The organism is Limnohabitans sp. TS-CS-82 (assembly GCF_002943475.1).
Genome location: NZ_PTQX01000001.1, coordinates 622,177 through 638,806, shown reverse-complemented (window position 1 = coordinate 638,806; position 16,630 = coordinate 622,177). Strand labels below are relative to the sequence as shown.

Sequence of the window (16,630 nt, the reverse complement as noted above, 5' to 3'; positions counted from 1 at the left end):
CGCTCAGTCTTGTTGTTTGGCAAACACATAACCCACACCGCGCACAGTGAGGATGCGTTTGGGTGCTTTGGCATCGTCTTCGATGGCGGCACGAATGCGGCCCATGTGCACGTCGATGGAGCGGTCAAAGGCTTCGAGTTCTTTGCCGCGCACGGCTTCCATGATTTGGTCGCGCGACAGCACGCGGCCCGCGCGTTCAGCCAGCACCCACAGCAAATCAAATTGGTAAGAGGTGAGGTCGCACACTTGGTGGCGCACGCTGACGGTGCGGGCATCGCGGTCCAGTTCTAGCGAGCCGAACTTCAAGGTCTGGTGCGTGTCGGCCGCAGCTTCACCGGGGGAATGACGGCGTAACACTGCGCGAATGCGGGCCAGCAATTCACGCGGTTCAAAAGGTTTGGGCAAGTAGTCGTCGGCGCCTAGCTCTAAGCCCACGATGCGGTCCATCGGGTCACCTTTGGCGGTGAGCATGAGCACAGGGGTTTGTGCCAAAGCACCTGGCAGGGCGCGTATGCGTTTGCATACCTCCAGGCCATCGATGTCGGGCAGCATCAAATCGAGCAGCACCATGTCGGGGGCGATGTCTTGCAGGGTCTTGAGGCCATTCAAGCCATTGGCCGCGTGCTGCACCGAGAAGCCAGATTGTTCAAGGTACTCGCTCACCATGTGGGCGAGGCGGTGGTCGTCTTCAATCAAAAGCAAGGTATTCATGGTGTGTTCATCATGCCTTGCCAAGTGTGTGCTTGTCTAAAGAAACGGTAAAGACGAGGTAAATCATGGTTTCACAGGCAAGACGCGCGAAGCCAGCCACACCAGCAGCAGCACGGGGACTCCCAACCAAGCGGTGCCATGGAAGAAGGCCTCGTACCCATGCGCATCCACATACACGCCCGAGAAGCCAGCCAGCCACTTGGGTGCGAGCAACATCATGGAACTGAACAGCGCGTATTGCGTGGCCGAGTAATTCACATTCGTCAGGCTAGACAAATACGCAATGAACGCGGCAGACGCAATGCCGCTGGCCAAGTTGTCCGCTGAAATCACCCACACCAAGGCGGTCAGGTCGTGGCCGCGTGTGGCCAGCCACGCAAACAACAAATTGGTGAATGCACTCAGCACGGCTCCCAACATGAGGATGCGCATCACACCCAAACGCATGGACAGCACGCCACCGATGAAGGCACCAGCCAAAGTCATGATGACGCCAAACACTTTGGTGACGGCTGCCACTTCGTCTTTGGTGTAGCCCATGTCCACATAAAACGGATTGGCCATGATGCCCATCACCACATCGCTGATGCGGTACACCGCAATCAAACCCAGAATCAGCGCAGCTTGCCAGCGGTAGCGGCGAATGAACTCGGCAAAGGGCTCAATCAATGCGCCGCGCAACCACTCGGCCGCGTTGCGCGCGGGTGGCATGTCACGTGGTGCAGGTTCGGGCGATAGCATGACGGTCAACACGCCGAGGCTCATCGACGCCGCCATCACAAGGTAGGCCGTTTGCCACGCGGCGTGGAGGTAGGTCGTTTCGTCAGCCCCTGCCACGCGTGCTGCCACCCACAGCACGCCCGCACCCGCCCAAATCATGGCGAGGCGATAGCCGGTTTGGTAGGTGGCCGCCAAGGCCGCTTGGTGTTGTGCATCGGCCGATTCAATGCGAAAGGCATCCAGCGCAATGTCTTGCGTGGCCGAACCAAACGCCACCACCAAGGCGCACCACACCACAGGTTCAAGCGCCACTTGTGGGTCGAGCAAGGCCATGCCGACCAAGCCTGCCACCACCGTGGCTTGCGCTAACAGCAGCCAGCTGCGGCGACGGCCCAACCAGCGGGTGAGCAGTGGCAAAGGCATGCGGTCCACCAAGGGCGACCACACCCACTTGAAGCCATAGGCCAAACCCACCCAGCTTAAAAATCCAATCGTGCTGCGGTCAATCCCCGCTTCGCGCAGACGAAAACTAAACGTGCCCAGCACCAGCAAAAGCGGCAAGCCCGCAGAAAAACCCAGGCACAACATGCGCCATGAGGCAGGCTCTAAGTAGACGTGAAGCGCGGCGAGCCAGCCGAGTTTTTTAACTTCAGTGGCCGACGAGGTTGCTGGACTTGTTGTATCGTTCATGCCTCTATTTTCAGGCTTTCGCAAAGAGACTTTTTCATGCTCACCAAACGCGCTTTTCTTTACGGTTGTGTTGGCTGCGCTTGCGGCCTTGGCAGCGGTGTGCTGCTGGCGCGTGATGGCGTGGAAGTCAGCAGAGAATCCTCTGTGTTTGCTGGCCTTGTGCCTGCAGCAGAGGTTGAGCAGTCGGCGCATAGGCAATACGCCGACATGATGAAAGAAGCCGCCAGCAAGAACGCGCTCGGGCCTGACAACCACCCACAAGTGATGCGTTTGCGTCGCATCGCCAAAGAGTTGATCCCGCACAGCTTTGACTGGAACCCTCGCGCCAAAGAGTGGAAGTGGGAAGTCAACCTTGTGGGCTCCAACCAAATCAACGCGTTTTGCATGCCCGGCGGCAAGATTGCTTTTTACAGCGGCATCCTCACACAACTGCAACTCACCGACGACGAAGTGGCCATGGTCATGGGCCATGAAATTGCCCACGCTTTGCGTGAGCACGCGCGTGAGCGTATGGGCAAAGCCGCAGCCACCAATGGTGTTGCCACCATTGGCAGCACGGTAGCTTCGGTATTTTTTGGTGTGAGTCCACAGCTCACCGACTTGGTGGCCAAGCAGGGCGCGAACCTGCTCAACCTCAAATTCAGCCGCGATGATGAAACCGAGGCCGATTTGGTGGGCATGGAAATCGCCGCACGTGCAGGCTATGACCCTCGCGCGGGCGTGACCTTGTGGCAAAAAATGAGCGCGGCCAACAAAGGTGCACCACCCCAGTGGCTCAGCACCCACCCCTCAGGCAATACGCGCATTGAAGAAATTCAAACCAACTTGCCCAAGGTGATGCCGCTTTATGAGCGCAGCAAATAAGGAGCTCAGATGAAACACCTCAACCATTGCGGGCTTGTGACAGGCTTGTTGTTTCTGGCTACCCAAGCCTATGCCGACCCCTATATGGGTGCTGAATACCAGCGTTTGTCTGGCACGCGTAGCGCCCAGGCGTACAGCACCAGCCAAATCAATGTGGTGGTTGGCTATGAGTGGCCTTTGGCGGCAGACGTCAAACACAGCGTGGAGTACACAGGACCCATCAGCAGCAGCACGGGGCAGTTGGGTTCCCAAAATGTGGAAACCACATTGATGAGCTTTGGCTACAAGTTCACCTACAGCGGTGTGTATGGCAAGGCCGCCTATGTCAAATTGGATCGCGACGACGCAGATTTAGAACAAGCCAAAGACCGCGCCATGCTGTACAGCATTGGCTATGAGCACGCGTTGGATGACACCACCACGCTGCGTATTTCTCGCGACAGATTGCGTTCCAATGCCATTTCTGTCACGGGTTTTAGCGTGGCAGCGCTGTTTCTTTTTTAAGGTACCACACGGGCGTGATACACCTGCGGGACTACGCCTGTGGGCGTATAGATTTTTCGAACTATAAAAATTACCATCGCTGCAGTTTTGTTACTTTGCAGCCGCCGTGATTTCCAAACTTTCCACCCAACGTACGCCATCGCCAACACGGTCTACCGAACCTACGTGTCCGCGTCTTGACCGCCTTCATACGCATCAGTTGCGTGCTGAGCGTCTCAATTACGTGGCCATTGTGTTGGGTGCACTGGTCGCTTTGTATGTTGCGGTGACCATCATCCGCCCGCTGTTTGCCAGCACGCGCCCTGGAAAAATCACGCAAGACTTTGGCTGTATCTCTAAGTCAACCGTGAGCGACTGCTCTGCAAGCAGCCACTAATAAATCAAATCATCGGCAGAGATAGGCAGCATCACCCGAAACGTGGTGCCCGTTGTGGCGCTAGTTTCAAAACTGATCGTGCCTTGATGTGATTCCACAATCGTGCGACTCAGCCACAGACCAATGCCCATGCCGTCGTCTTTGTTGGTGCGCAGCAGTTCAAAAACCGATGCCGCAATGTCGGGTGCAATGCCCGATCCGTTGTCTGTCACGGTCAGTTCTGCTGCCTCACCTTGCAAGCGTGTGTAAACCGTGATGTTTTTTTGTTGTGTGCCGCTGTTGGTAAATGCATCAATCGCGTTGTTGATGAGGTTGAGTAATACCTGTTGCAGCTGAGACTTGTCGCCAGCGATGGTGAGCTCCCTCGGGTGCAACATCAGTTGGAGAGCGATGTGGTTGCTGGAGATTTTGGCTTTGCAAATCAGCAGCACCTCATTGACCAGCTCATTCAAATTAAATGGCGTAATAGATTTACGGCCGCTACCAAACATGTTGCGTAACGTCTTGATGATGGTGGCGGCGCGTTGGTTGTCGTGCATCAAATCACGCATCGCTTCTTTGGCAGTAACGCCGCTGTTGGTGCCGTCGTCAATCAATGCGGAATCAATCACTTCGGCATTGAGCTGAATGGCCGTCAATGGTTGGTTGAGCTCGTGTGCCAAGCTGGCAACCAAGGCACCCATGCCTGCCGTTTTGTTGAACAGCGCCAATTGCCGAATGATTTCTTCACGCTCTTGCAGCAGCTGCTTCAGCTCTAGGCTGGTTTTGCGCATGCCATCTGCGCGCTCGTTGGTGACGGCCAGCTCATGTGTCATGGCCATTTTTTTTCGTTCTGCGATCTCTAAAAAAATCCGCAAAAACGCGACGTTGCTCAAAGTGATGGCTGTGAATTGACCTGCCACCATGATGGCTTGGTCCCATGTGGGCGCATAAATGTCATGAATGTCGCCAAGCATGGCGACACCGAAAGTACGGATGGCCAAGGTGGTGGACAGCGTCAAGCCTGCCCACATCAACAGCTGCGCACCGAATGACGTGCGTTGTGTGCTGAGTTTTTTTCCAATCCGAAAGTAGTCAAAGCACAGCAAGGCATAAAAACCATTGAACAGCATCAAGGCTTCCCACTCGGCTTGGTGAAAATAAATCAGATAACAAAAGACTGCAAAGTAAGCCGTGTTCGCCACCACATAAACGCGATGGGCGCTTTGTTGTGGCGTCGGTAGCAGGTACATGCGCAAAGCCACCATGCGCCCCCAGTTGCCAATCAGCATCAAGAGTTGAGCGACGTAAAAAAACACCACATCTGGCACGGTGTCACGTATCGCCAGCAACACCACGGCCACGCCGCTGATCATGCCGGACGCACACCACAGCTTGACTTGAAAACTTCGGTACTCCAACAGTGCAAGCCAAATAGCGCCGTGCAGCATCAAGTACACGAAGCAGATCATGAAGATCGTGGTTTGTGTATCAAGGTGCATAGGTGTTCGACTTAGGTGCCGCCCACATAAGGGTTTGTTTTGCGCTCACGACCAAACGTGCTTTCAGGCCCGTGTCCAGGAATGAACACCGTGTCGTCCCCCATGGGCCACAGACGCTGCGTGATGCTGTTGATCAAGTCGTCGTGGTTGCCCTGTGGAAAATCTGTGCGACCAATGCTGCCGGCAAATAACACGTCACCCACAAACGCACGCTTGATCTCGGGTGAGTAAAACACCACGTGGCCAGGCGTGTGGCCGGGGCAATGGCGCACTTGCAAAGTGTGTTTGCCCAGTGTCACCGTATCGCCATCATGCAACCAACGCGTGGGTGTGAAAGGGCGAGAAGGAGGAAAGTGATAGTTGGCAGCCGCTTGTGCCAAACCATCAATCCAAAACTGATCGCCCGTGTGTGGGCCGATGATGGGCAGATTCAGTTTCTCGGCCAAGTCGGCGGTGCCGCCGGCGTGATCGATGTGCGCGTGAGTGATCCAAATTTGTTCGAGGGTCACGCCCAGCTCTTTGCAGGCGGCTTCCAACACAGGCAGATCACCACCGGGGTCGATGATGGCGGCTTTCATGGTTTCATCGCACCAGACGATGGAGCAATTTTGTTGGAAGGGGGTGACGGGAACGGTTTCGTACTGCAGCATGCCGCAAATGGTAGCGGTTAAATCTGCGGCGATTTAAAAACAGACTTCAATGAAGCCTCATATTGCGCAGCCAGCTTGAGCAAGGCCTTCATGCGACTGTTGCTGTCGTTTGCTAGCTTGGCTTTGTCTTGGGTGATGAGTTCAATCGCTTCTAAAACAGCGCTGCCAAACTCGTTGAAAGAAGTGCCACAGGCGTCGGTCAAGTCGCACAAGTAGCCACGCTTGTACATCTGACGTGCAGACTGGCCTTCCAAAATAGCAGGTGCCAAGATCAAGCGAAACGGAAAGTGCTGCTTGAACAACGCCGTGTCCGACATTTGGTCGTTATGAACACGTGTGGGGCTGAGCAAGAGCTTGGGTGGCGTGTGAATGGTGGATTCAAACACCCAGCGAAATCGCTCTAAAAAATCGGAGGTGGCATTCAACTCAATTTCAGAGACCGAGGTCGGCACAATCACCAAGTCGTATTCAAATAAAAGTTCAGCAGTCATGGAGTCACTCCATGTCAAATCTGAAATCACGATGTCATTCGAGTAACACAACCTGCGCAGCTTTAGCTTGGCCTCATGGACGGGGCGTGTGCCACCAATTTCAAGTGGCAAAGGCTCGTGGTGAATGTCAATGCCAATGGGCGGTGCACCCTCTAGCCATTTGCTGGATGAGCCATGCAAGTCGAAATCGAGCAGGGCCACTTTACGCCCCTGCCGGCAAAGATAGGCCGCCAAGTTGGCGGATACGGTGCTTTTGCCCACGCCACCTTTTTGACTGGTGATGAGAATTTTGAATTCAGCCATGATGGCTCCTGGAATCGATGCTAATGACTTTGTTAGAGCTCATGGATTTCACGAGGTGTTCGCGTTGCAGGCTGATCCATTGCATCGGACTCATGTTGTGATGCAACATGAAAACGCGATGCAATTCTTCATTCGACATTTTGGAGCGTTGAACCAACACGCCCCAGCCAATGCGGTCGTGCAGATGCTCTAGCAGCCATTGGCAGAGCTCATCTAATTGTTGCTTCTCGTTTAGGCGCACCCTGTCGAGTAGCGATTGAACAGCGGTCATGCTTCAACTTATCTACGTGGGGCGTGGATGCTAATTGGCGCGTGCTTCAGTGTGAATACGCCTGCGGGTGTATGCCCTAGGCACAGTTGAAATCACGTTTGAAAATAGGCATTAAAAAACGTTCCTATTTTTTAAAAAATAGGGCGTATTTAATTTCTTCAGGTTAATTTTTCACAAAGGCATGAAATTGAATTTTGTTCAACAAGTCGTTTGCCTTGAACGGTTTTGACAAGTGGTCATTCATGCCGGCGTCGAGGCAGGCTTGACGATCTTCGTCCAAAGCCCCCGCCGAAACGCCAATGATTTTGATGGGTGATTTGGCGACTTGGCGCAGCACTTGCGTCAGCTCAATGCCATCCATGTCGGGCATGCGCACATCGGCCAGCAGCAGATCGTAATGCTGGGCATTGAGTTTGTTCAGCGCCGTGTGCCCATCGGTGGCGAAGTCCACTTGCATGCCATTGCTTTTGAGCAAGCGGTACATGGCATCGCGCACGGCATCGTCGTCATCCACGATCAACACGCGAAGGCTGGTGAGGTCGCGGCGGGTTGCGTATGTATCAGCAGGTGCGTGCTGCACAGAGGTGCCCACCTGCTTTGACACGACAGCGGTGAACCAAAACGTTGAACCCTCTCCAGGCGCTGACGTGACCCCTGCGTCGCCATGCATCAATTGCGCCAATTGCCTACAAATCGGTAGACCCAAGCCGGTGCCGTTCGTGTGCGATGTCTTGCTGTGCTCGCCTTGCACAAAACGCTCAAACACACGCTCACACATTTCAGGGCTCAAGCCTGGTCCCGAGTCCTGCACAGAAAATTTCAAGGTCACTTCGGTGGCGCTGCTTGCGACTTCTGCCACGTGAAGACGCACAAAACCTTGGTCTGTGAACTTCACCGCATTGCTGACTAAGTTCAGCAGAGCTTGTGTCAGTCGTGGCGCATCGCCCAGCGACCGTGTTTGTGCATCGAGCTCAAACACCACCGAATAATTCAAGCCTTTGGTTTGTGCCGTGGGTGCCACAAGGTCGGTCACTGCTTGGGTGACTTCGCTCAGCACAAACGCGTCGGTTTTGATACTCAGCTTGCCTGATTCAATTTTTGAAAAATCCAGAATGTCGTTGATGAGGTGCAGCAACAGGTCACCCGATGTGCGTGCTTTTTCTAGCAGCTCGCGTTGTTCGGTGCGATCGGCACTCTGTATGGCCTGTTCCATGTATGTCAACAAGGCCGTCATGGGGGTGCGCACCTCATGGCTGATGTGTGCCACAAATTCACTTTTTGCTTGGTTGGCTTTTTCTGCAGTCTCAAGTGCAGCTTTGAGTTGGTCTTCATACAGCTTGCGTGCGCTGATGTCGCGTGTGACACCCAAAATTTCAATCAACGTGCCATCGGCCTCTGTCAGTGGAAACGCCAGCACTTCGGTCCAAAACGTCGAACCATCTTTGCGGTAGTACTCCATGTTGCCTTTGAAGTTGGGCAACGTTTCGCCCTTTTGTGCCGCCGTCAGTAAGTCAACAAAATATTGACCAGACACGGCTTGCGATGAAGGTGTCAAGGTTTGGTCCAAAGGCTGCACCATGGCCTCTTCAGGCGTGAGCCCACGCAGCTGAAATACCGCAGGGCTGATGTAAGTGATGGCACCGTCTAGGCTCATGGTCCAAATCACATCGTTGGCATAGTCCGCCAACAAACGGTGGCGCTGTTCAGCCAAATGGTGCGAACGATGGTCAAGATGCAAAGTGCTTGGCATGCGGTGTGGTCCAGAGAAAGTGGCGGCAGTTTAATTTGAACGCAAGGCGTGCGCGAGGAAATCAATCAACACCGACACACGGTGTGGGATGTACCGGTTGCTGGGCAGCACGGCATAAATGCCCAGTGGCACAGGCTCAAACTTTGTTAACACCGCGACCACACTGCCGTTGTCTAAATAGGGTTGCGCCATGAAGTCAGGTGGACGTGTGATGCCCAGGCCTTGCGCCGCGGCTTGCAGCAAAGCTTCGCCGTTGTTGGCTGCTAGGCGAGGGCGAATGGGCACATTCACATCGCCGTCTTTTGAGCGGTAGCCCCACGAGGTCGATTGAAAGTCTTGCGAATACACCAAGCACGCGTGCTGCGTCAAATCGCGTGGGTGTTTGGGGCGGCTGTGTTCTGCCAAGTATTGTGGCGAGGCCACGGTGAGCAAACGCGACTCACCCAATTTGCGCACGATGTCGCCTGGCTCTAAACGGCTGGTGATGCGAATCGACACATCAATGCCTTCTTCAATCAGCTTGCTGCGCCGGTCTGAAAAATCCATCACCAATTCAATGTGCGAATGCGTTTGCGCAAACTCCAGCAGTGCAGGCATGAGGCGCTGCAAACCAAAACTCAACGGCAAGCCCAAACGGATGCGACCACGCGGCTCGGTTTTTTCTTCCAGCAAGCTCGACTCGGCGGCGTCCACCATGTTCAAGATGACGCGACATTTTTCAAGGTAAGCAGAGCCAGCGGTGGTGAGCGTGAGGCTGCGCGTGCTGCGCGTCATCAGCTTGATGCCCAGTTGTGTTTCGAGCGCCGAGATTTGTCGGGTCACAACCGAGCGCGCCACATCCAGTTGGTCCGCCACGGCGGTGAAGCTGCCGGTTTCTGCCACCCGCACAAAAAGTTGCATTGCATTGAGTTTGTCCATTGTTGCTAATTTTGCAACAAATAATTGAGGATTGGGTGCTTTTTCTATTCACGAATCATTTCTACATTACGTGCTCCAAACCCAATCACTCGTATGCAGACCTTTCGCAATGTCCTCTTTGTGCCGCACGGCGCTCCCACCTTTGCCCTGAACCCAGGTGCGGCGGGCGCAGCCATGTCGGAGATGGTGCAAAAGCTGCCCACCCCGCGTGCCATCGTGGTGGTGAGCCCGCATTGGGACACCCGCATCCCCACCGTCAGCGTGGCCACGCAGCTGGAAACCATCCACGACTTTCATGGCTTCCCCGAAGCGTTGTACAAAATTCAATACCCAGCCACGGGCTGCCCAGAAGTGGCCAAAGAAGTCGCCACTGCCTTGCGCAACGCAGGCATGGACGTGGACGACAGCAGCCAGCACGGCTTGGACCACGGCGCGTGGCAACCCTTGCGCCAAATGTTCCCCGATGCCGATGTGCCCATCGTGCCCTTGTCCATGCAAACCCATGCAGGACCCGAGCACGCGTTTCGCGTGGGCCAAGCCCTGTCAGGGTTGGCTGCGAAAAACATTTGGGTGATTGCCTCCGGCAACATCACGCACAACTTGCGCGACTGGCATGTGGCCGCATCGACCCACGGCCAAACCCCTGCCTATGTGCACCAGTTTGCCGATTGGGTGGCTGAGAAATTAAGCGCCCATGATGTGAGCGCTTTGCTCAACTACCGCCAACTGTCCGCCGAAGGCCGACAAGCCCATCCGAGTGAAGACCATTTGTTGCCGCTGTACGTGGCGCTGGGTGCCGCAGGTGTTGGCGCTACGCCCCAAGCCTTTTACCGTGGTGTGAGTGACTACGTCATCGCCATGGACGGCTATGCCTTTGTGAATTGAGGAACCGCACATGAACACGACTTACACCACCACTGCCAAACTGTTCCATTGGGGCATGGCACTTGTTTTTGCAGGCCTCATCGCTTTGGGCTTTGTGATGACCGACATGCCTTTGTCGCCAGAAAAGTTGCAGTACTACTCTTGGCACAAATGGGCCGGCGTGAGCGTGTTCGTGCTCGTGTGGTTGCGCTTGGTGTGGCGCGTGCTCAACCCGCCGCCTGCTTACCCCAGCACCATGTCGCCGCTGGTCAAAGCCGTGGCGCATCTGGGCCATGCCGCTTTGTACGGTTTGATGATCGTCATTCCCGTGTCGGGCTGGTTGATGAGTTCTGCCAAAGGCGTGCCTACCGTTTGGTTTGGCGTGCTGCCCTTGCCCGACTTGTTAGAGAAAGACAAAGAGCTGGGCCACTTGCTACGTGAAGTGCACGAGGCGCTGAACTTTGTGCTGCTGTTCTTGTTGGCAGGCCATGTGGCCGCAGCCCTGAAACACCACTGGATAGACAAAGACGATATTTTGAAACGCATGCTGCCCACACGCAGCACACCGAAGGACAACACATGAAACACCTCTCGACCTTTTTACTCAGCACCGTGTTGACCATGGGCGTGGCAATGACCGCCAGCGCCGTGGAATACAAAACCATCCAGCCCGAGAAAAGCAAAGTCACGTTTCAATACAAACAAATGGGCGTGGCCATGGATGGTCGCTTCAATAAGTTTGTAGCCCAGCTCAGCTTTGATCCTGCCAAGCCTGCTGCCGCCAAGGCAGACATCGAGATTGACCTCGCCAGCATTGACGCGGGCTCAAGCGACGCCGATGACGAAGTGGTGGGCAAGACTTGGTTCAACGTCAAAGCGTTTCCTAAGGCCACGTTTGTTGCCAAACATATCAAAGCCAACGGCGCGAATCAGTTTGACGTGACAGGCGTGCTCACCATCAAAGGTAAAAGCCAAGACATCAAATTTCCGCTCAAGCTGGTTGCACAAGGCAACGCAGGTGTGTTCACCGGTGGCTTTGTCATGCGCCGCGCAGACTTTGCGATTGGCGAAGGCATGTGGGCTAAGTTTGATGTGGTGGCCAACGACATCCAAGTTAATTTTCAACTCTCCGCCATTTCTGGCAAATAACTTTTCAAAAGGAACTTTCAAATGAAATCAATCAAACGCATCGCCGCCGCTTTGGCATTCACTGGCGCATTGGCATCTGCCGTGGCCGCACCTGTGACTTACGGCGTGGACGGCACACACACCTTCCCACGTTTCTCGTACTCACACTTTGGCTACTCCACACAGTTGAGCAGCTTCAGCAAAACCACTGGCAAAGTGGTGTTTGATGCAGAAGCCAAAAAAGGCTCGGTGGACATCGTCATCGACATGAAATCGGTCAGCACTGGCTTTGCTGATTTCAACGAACACATCCAAGGCGAAGACTTCTTGGACACCGCTAAGTTTCCACAAGCCACCTTCAAATCCACCAAGGTGATCTTTGAAGGCGACAAGCCGCAACTCATCGAAGGCCAGCTCACCATCAAAGGCGTGACCAAGCCTGTGACACTGACCGTTACCAGCTTCCAAGCCATGCCTCACCCCATGATGAAAAAGCCAGCCTTGGGCGCCAACGCGTTCACCGTGATCAAGCGCAGCGAATTCAACGCTGGCAAGTTCGCACCTTATGTGGGTGACGACGTGCGCATCGACATCGCTATTGAAGCCATGGCTCAGTAATCAGCTGTACTCAATGCAAAAGGCCCGCTCAGGAATGAGCGGGCCTTTTACAGTTCAAAGCAGCAATAGGTGACAGGCTGTCGAAATTGCCGTTCTCTCAATAGAGTCTAGAGATTTGGGGGAATGCCAGTTTTTAACCCACACCGTTACCGCAGTAACGTTCATGGCAAGCGTAGATGTAATCGACACTCACGCTCAGCAGTGGAAAAACTAGTTTGCAAACTAACATTTGATTTACTTGTTAAGAATTGAAAAAAGCAAGATCAATGTAAATCCACCAGTTATTAGCAGCGAAGTTCCATAGCTGGATGTTTTCGCCACAGTGTTTAGTTTGTCAACCTTATGGAATAGCTGTTGGTATGACAGCTTCATAGTGATAAATGCCAGTGTGAAAGTAACGGAGGCAATGACAATACCCATTAACAAACCACTTCTTGAGGCGTAGTGACTGCCCCCGCCCATAAGGGCTAATTCGAAAAGGGGTAGCGCTAGCAACAAGAAAAAATTTGCGAAGGTATTCTTGTTAATTTCTTGTTCTTCCTCGCTTGCAACACCATAAGTTCTTGCGCCAATCTCTTCGTTAGGAAGTTCTGCTAAACCAGCCACATTCACTCCACGCTGAGCTAGCAACTCAAGTGCAATTTTGTGTGCTTCTCGAGTAAGCATGGAGTGGCTGATTTTATAAACCAGCTCATCACTCTCTAGTTGATTCAAATTTTCATACAAGCTATCAGTCATATTTATTTTTCAAATAAAAATTAGATGGATGTTAGAAACTTTGAACTAGCGGTGTTGATTTGCTAGCAGAGTAAAGCAAAGATTTACGCAAAACTTCTGCTGCTTTGTGTTGATTGTGTAATGCGGCAATGTCCTCAGCTGTTGAGCCGCTTTCTAACTTAATTGCAGGGTTAGCACCATTTTTTAACAGTAACTCGATTAGATCAATGCGGCCGTTTCTTGCAGCATAAAACAATGGCGTTGCACCTTTATTGTCTGTTGTGTTTACATCGACACCTTTGCTAAGTAACTCACGTACACCTTCATAGTCCCCGTCTGCTGAAAGCAGAAATATCCTTGCAAGTCCCACGCCGCCTTTAATTAAAAAGTAAGGAATAGCAATCATCGCAACGACAGGTAGAAACGTCATCAATAAACGCCATGTGTTACTAATCTTCAAAGCGTTGCACCTAGTGCCAATCGCCACCATCAGCAACGCCAAGGGCAGCCACATAAAAAGATTGTTTTGTGAAATTATCAGTAACGGTAGCAAAATACAAATTGCTCCTAGGAACTGAAGTCGAGTTGAGGTAAACACCTGAAATTTGAATACAACGAGTGCAAACGGAGCACCCATTAATAAGAATACGATCAAGCCAGCCATTACCAGTCCTTAGTGCGTCACGGTTTCTGCATCAACCAAAATATCAACAACGTAAGCATGTCCCTGTTTTTTAGCAATGTCACGTGCTGTGTTGCCTTTTGTCGTCATCGCGTTTGGATTTGCACCATTTACTAACAGAAGCCGTACGGTAGAGCGTTTGTCATTTTTTGCCGCAAGCATCAGTGCAGTTTCGCCCGACTTTCCCGCTTCGTTTACATCACGACCTTGCTTAATTAGTTTTTCAACTTCTATGTCGTCGCCTTCAGCTGCTGCAAGCATGAGTGCAGTGAGCTGCTGTTTTTCGATTTGCTTGGTTGTATTTCTTTTACCCAGCCAACTTTTGAACGGCTTCCAGACCATAAAGTAAATAATTGCAGCGACGCCTATGATTGTTCCTTGCGCCCCTCCAATCACAGCGGCCTCTAATAAATTGCCATCCCTTGCTGTGGCTAAAAAAGGCGTCAATGCTGCCAAAAGAAATAAAGCAGACTTGTTGTTCTTTGCTGTGATGAAAGGCAATTTACTGAAGAGCGTCATGCGTTATGTCCTTCAGATCATTTTCGTCGAGTTCTTGATGAGCTGCAATGCTGTGTCGTTGAACTTGTGAAGGACTGGCTTAGTTTCCACTTGAGTAAACCATTGCCAACCGTCGGGTGAATGTAAAAGGTTGTCAGGAACAGTGAATGCCGTTTCATTCTTGTACAAATCCCACAATGCTAAAAGCTGCTTAAGTGACGTGTCCATCGCTAGTTCCGAAAAAATTTTATCATTTCAATCATTCTATTGAACCTCACCCAAGCCAGCCAATACTTAAATTAAACTTTTCACTCCAGCCAATCGTTACAGCTGTAACGCTCAACTATCTGCCAGACCAGACCAGACCAGACCAGACCAGACCAGACCAGCGCTGTGCAACGCTAAAACGACTTGGGCTGTACAGACTAGCTGACGCGGCATTCAAACGCAGGTCGGCTGTTATCGTGCAAAACCTTAACTTAAGGGTTTCGACCGTTACCGCAGTAACGCTCAAGGGCAAGCGTAGATTTAATCGACACTCACGCCCAGCACCAGCCAAAAAATAGTCGGCAAACTAGATCTTCTAAGTCCACAAAGCAAAACGCACGATGTTTAGATCGTGCGTTTTTATGTGGAGGGGCAGAGTGAATTCAGCTCAACACTCATCCGTCCCATGCCCCGGCGCAGCCTGCGTTGGCACATGGTGACGCAAACCCACTTGCTGGTTGTGCTCATCCACAAACACGAGTTGTGGTTCATGGGTGGCCACTTGGTCTTCGTGAACTTGAGCGAATGACGCAATGATCAACAAGTCGCCCACGCTGGCGCGACGTGCGGCAGAGCCGTTGACCGAAATCATGCCCGAACCACGTTCACCTTTGATGGCGTAAGTGATGAAGCGCTCGCCGTTGTTGATGTTCCAGATGTGGACTTGTTCGTTCTCACAAATGTTGGCTGCGTCCAGCAGGTTTTCGTCGATGGCGCAGGAGCCTTCGTAGTGGAGTTCGCACTGTGTGGTGGCAACGCGGTGGATCTTCGATTTGAGGAGGGTGCGGAACATGGTGAGAACGATTTAAAAACTAAGCAATGCCCTAATCATAAAGCGCAATGGCCCAAGAGCCGCGCTGCACCTAAGCCCGCCACGCGGCCACTGGCTAAACATGCGCTCAGTAGGTAGCCGCCCGTGGGGGCTTCCCAGTCCAGCATTTCACCGGCTACAAACAGGCCGGGCAGGGCGCTGGCCATCAGGTGCGCGTCCAGTGCTTCTAGGCGCACACCGCCTGCGCTGCTGATCGCTTCGTCCATGGGGCGGGTGGCCGCCAGCGTGATGGGCAGATGCTTGATGGCCGCTGCCAGTTGCGCGGGGTTGTGCATGGCGTCTTTGCTCAGCACTTCGTGCAGCAGGCCCAAATGCAAGGCCGTGAGGTTGAGGCGGCTTTTCAAATGGCTGCTGAGCGAGCGCGTGCCACGCGGGTGCGACACCTCGGCCAACACGCGCTCTGGCGTGAAGTCGGGCTTGAGATCCAAGTGCAAGGTGGCTGTGCCGCTGCGTGCCATTTCGTCGCGCAACAATGCAGAGGCGGCGTAAACCAAATTGCCTTCCACGCCCGTGGCCGTGACCACAAACTCGCCGCGACGGCTGAAAGTGTTGCCCACGCTGTCGGTGAACGACAAAGCCACAGACTTGAGCGGTGTGCCCGCAAACTGGCCTGACAAGTGGCTGCTCCAGCCGGTGTGGCCATCGCGGCCTTGCACATCAAAGCCGCAGTTGCTGGGGCGCAGCGGCGATACGTCAATGCCCAAGGCACTCACCCACGGTTGCCATGCGCCGTCCGACCCGAGCTTGGCCCAACTGCCACCGCCCAGTGCCAACAGCACGGCATCGGCCTGCGCCGTCTGTGCCCCTTGCGGCGTGTCAAAGCTCAATGTGAATTTTTTGTCCGCGTGTTGCAACGCACCGTTCCAACGGTGGCGCATGTGAAAGGTCACGGGCACGCCCTGTGTGGGATGGCGCAAGCGATGCAGCCACGCGCGCAGCAGCGGTGCGGCTTTCATGTCGGTGGGGAAAATGCGCTGCGAGCTGCCAACAAACGTGTCCAAGCCTAGGCCCTTGACCCATTCGCAAATGGCAGTGGCATCGAATGTTTTGAGCCAAGCAGCGCAAGCCTCACTGCGCTCAGCGTAGCGGGTGGTGAAGATGTCAAAAGGCTCGGCATGCGTGAGGTTGAGCCCACCCAAGCCTGCCAGCAAAAACTTGCGGCCCACCGAAGGCATGGCGTCATACACATGCACGTTTACGCCTGCAGCGCTGAGCATTTCAGCGGCCATCAGGCCGGCGGGGCCTGCGCCAATGACGGCGATTTTTTGGTTTGTATTTGTAGTCACACCCTAAGT

20 protein-coding genes are annotated in these 16,630 nt (G+C 53.6%); 7 read left to right on the top strand and 13 right to left on the bottom strand.

Annotated elements, in window-relative coordinates:
• Window positions 1–3 precede the first annotated feature (3 nt).
• Entirely contained in the window at window positions 4–711 is a 708-nt protein-coding gene (locus C5F52_RS03155; RefSeq protein ID WP_104796847.1) for a response regulator, read from the bottom strand.
• A gap of 63 nt (window positions 712–774) precedes the next feature.
• Window positions 775–2,121, bottom strand: a complete 1,347-nt coding sequence (locus tag C5F52_RS03150) for an AmpG family muropeptide MFS transporter (protein ID WP_104796846.1) — start codon at window positions 2,119–2,121, stop codon at window positions 775–777.
• 36 nt (window positions 2,122–2,157) lie between these two features.
• Between C5F52_RS03150 and C5F52_RS03145 the strand changes: the two genes are divergently transcribed.
• From C5F52_RS03145 to C5F52_RS29640, 3 genes are all read left to right on the top strand, one after another.
• Window positions 2,158–2,985 carry a M48 family metallopeptidase gene (locus C5F52_RS03145; protein ID WP_104796845.1) on the top strand — a complete coding sequence of 276 codons (828 nt, stop codon included), beginning with the start codon at window positions 2,158–2,160 and terminating at the stop codon, window positions 2,983–2,985.
• Window positions 2,986–2,994: 9 nt separating this feature from the next.
• Window positions 2,995–3,489, top strand: coding sequence for a hypothetical protein (locus tag C5F52_RS03140; RefSeq protein ID WP_104796844.1), 495 nt, complete (start codon window positions 2,995–2,997; stop codon window positions 3,487–3,489).
• 106 nt (window positions 3,490–3,595) lie between these two features.
• Complete coding sequence (locus C5F52_RS29640; protein ID WP_146100026.1) at window positions 3,596–3,865, top strand: hypothetical protein; 270 nt, start codon at window positions 3,596–3,598, stop codon at window positions 3,863–3,865.
• Here the strand turns inward: C5F52_RS29640 and C5F52_RS03135 are convergent.
• The 6 genes from C5F52_RS03135 to C5F52_RS03110 form a co-directional block, all read right to left on the bottom strand.
• Window positions 3,862–5,346 (bottom strand): sensor histidine kinase, encoded by a 1,485-nt coding sequence (locus C5F52_RS03135; RefSeq protein ID WP_104796843.1) that lies wholly within the window; start codon window positions 5,344–5,346, stop codon window positions 3,862–3,864. The genes C5F52_RS29640 and C5F52_RS03135 overlap by 4 nt on opposite strands.
• Window positions 5,347–5,357: 11 nt before the next feature.
• Window positions 5,358–5,996, bottom strand: a complete 639-nt coding sequence (locus C5F52_RS03130) for an MBL fold metallo-hydrolase (RefSeq protein ID WP_104796842.1) — start codon at window positions 5,994–5,996, stop codon at window positions 5,358–5,360.
• 17 nt (window positions 5,997–6,013) lie between these two features.
• Window positions 6,014–6,790, bottom strand: coding sequence for a ParA family protein (locus C5F52_RS30355; RefSeq protein WP_104796841.1), 777 nt, complete (start codon window positions 6,788–6,790; stop codon window positions 6,014–6,016).
• Entirely contained in the window at window positions 6,783–7,061 is a 279-nt protein-coding gene (locus C5F52_RS03120; RefSeq protein ID WP_104796840.1) for an AraC family transcriptional regulator, read from the bottom strand. The genes C5F52_RS30355 and C5F52_RS03120 overlap by 8 nt, the downstream gene beginning before the upstream one ends.
• Before the next feature lie 163 nt (window positions 7,062–7,224).
• Window positions 7,225–8,811 (bottom strand): response regulator, encoded by a 1,587-nt coding sequence (locus tag C5F52_RS03115; protein ID WP_104796839.1) that lies wholly within the window; start codon window positions 8,809–8,811, stop codon window positions 7,225–7,227.
• Window positions 8,812–8,841: 30 nt separating this feature from the next.
• Complete coding sequence (locus C5F52_RS03110) at window positions 8,842–9,729, bottom strand: LysR family transcriptional regulator (RefSeq protein WP_104796838.1); 888 nt, start codon at window positions 9,727–9,729, stop codon at window positions 8,842–8,844.
• A gap of 93 nt (window positions 9,730–9,822) precedes the next feature.
• On the opposite strand from C5F52_RS03110, the gene C5F52_RS03105 reads away from it, so the two are divergent.
• The 4 genes from C5F52_RS03105 to C5F52_RS03090 are packed head-to-tail and all read left to right on the top strand — an operon-like array spanning window position 9,823 to window position 12,339.
• The gene (locus C5F52_RS03105) at window positions 9,823–10,614 is read left to right on the top strand and encodes a class III extradiol ring-cleavage dioxygenase (RefSeq protein WP_104796837.1); all 792 of its coding nucleotides are present in this window, start codon (window positions 9,823–9,825) and stop codon (window positions 10,612–10,614) included.
• Between the two features lie 10 nt (window positions 10,615–10,624).
• The gene (locus C5F52_RS03100) at window positions 10,625–11,176 is read left to right on the top strand and encodes a cytochrome b (protein ID WP_104796836.1); all 552 of its coding nucleotides are present in this window, start codon (window positions 10,625–10,627) and stop codon (window positions 11,174–11,176) included.
• Window positions 11,173–11,742, top strand: coding sequence for a YceI family protein (locus tag C5F52_RS03095; protein ID WP_104796835.1), 570 nt, complete (start codon window positions 11,173–11,175; stop codon window positions 11,740–11,742). Before C5F52_RS03100 ends, C5F52_RS03095 begins: the two co-directional genes overlap by 4 nt.
• Before the next feature lie 21 nt (window positions 11,743–11,763).
• Window positions 11,764–12,339 carry a YceI family protein gene (locus C5F52_RS03090; protein ID WP_104796834.1) on the top strand — a complete coding sequence of 192 codons (576 nt, stop codon included), beginning with the start codon at window positions 11,764–11,766 and terminating at the stop codon, window positions 12,337–12,339.
• Between the two features lie 234 nt (window positions 12,340–12,573).
• Here C5F52_RS03090 and C5F52_RS03085 read toward each other — a convergent pair whose 3' ends face one another.
• The 5 genes from C5F52_RS03085 to C5F52_RS03060 all read right to left on the bottom strand — a co-directional run bounded on the left by C5F52_RS03085 (window position 12,574) and on the right by C5F52_RS03060 (window position 16,621).
• On the bottom strand, window positions 12,574–13,077 hold the full coding sequence (locus C5F52_RS03085; RefSeq protein ID WP_104796833.1) for a hypothetical protein: 504 nt from the start codon (window positions 13,075–13,077) through the stop codon (window positions 12,574–12,576).
• Between the two features lie 31 nt (window positions 13,078–13,108).
• Entirely contained in the window at window positions 13,109–13,720 is a 612-nt protein-coding gene (locus tag C5F52_RS03080; protein WP_104796832.1) for an ankyrin repeat domain-containing protein, read from the bottom strand.
• Window positions 13,721–13,729: 9 nt separating this feature from the next.
• Window positions 13,730–14,257: an ankyrin repeat domain-containing protein gene (locus tag C5F52_RS03075; protein ID WP_104796831.1), complete on the bottom strand. Its 528-nt coding sequence runs from the start codon at window positions 14,255–14,257 to the stop codon at window positions 13,730–13,732.
• 634 nt (window positions 14,258–14,891) lie between these two features.
• Window positions 14,892–15,296, bottom strand: a complete 405-nt coding sequence (gene panD, locus C5F52_RS03065) for an aspartate 1-decarboxylase (RefSeq protein ID WP_104796829.1) — start codon at window positions 15,294–15,296, stop codon at window positions 14,892–14,894.
• Window positions 15,297–15,331: 35 nt separating this feature from the next.
• Entirely contained in the window at window positions 15,332–16,621 is a 1,290-nt protein-coding gene (locus tag C5F52_RS03060) for a TIGR03862 family flavoprotein (RefSeq protein WP_255416345.1), read from the bottom strand.
• Window positions 16,622–16,630 lie beyond the last annotated feature (9 nt).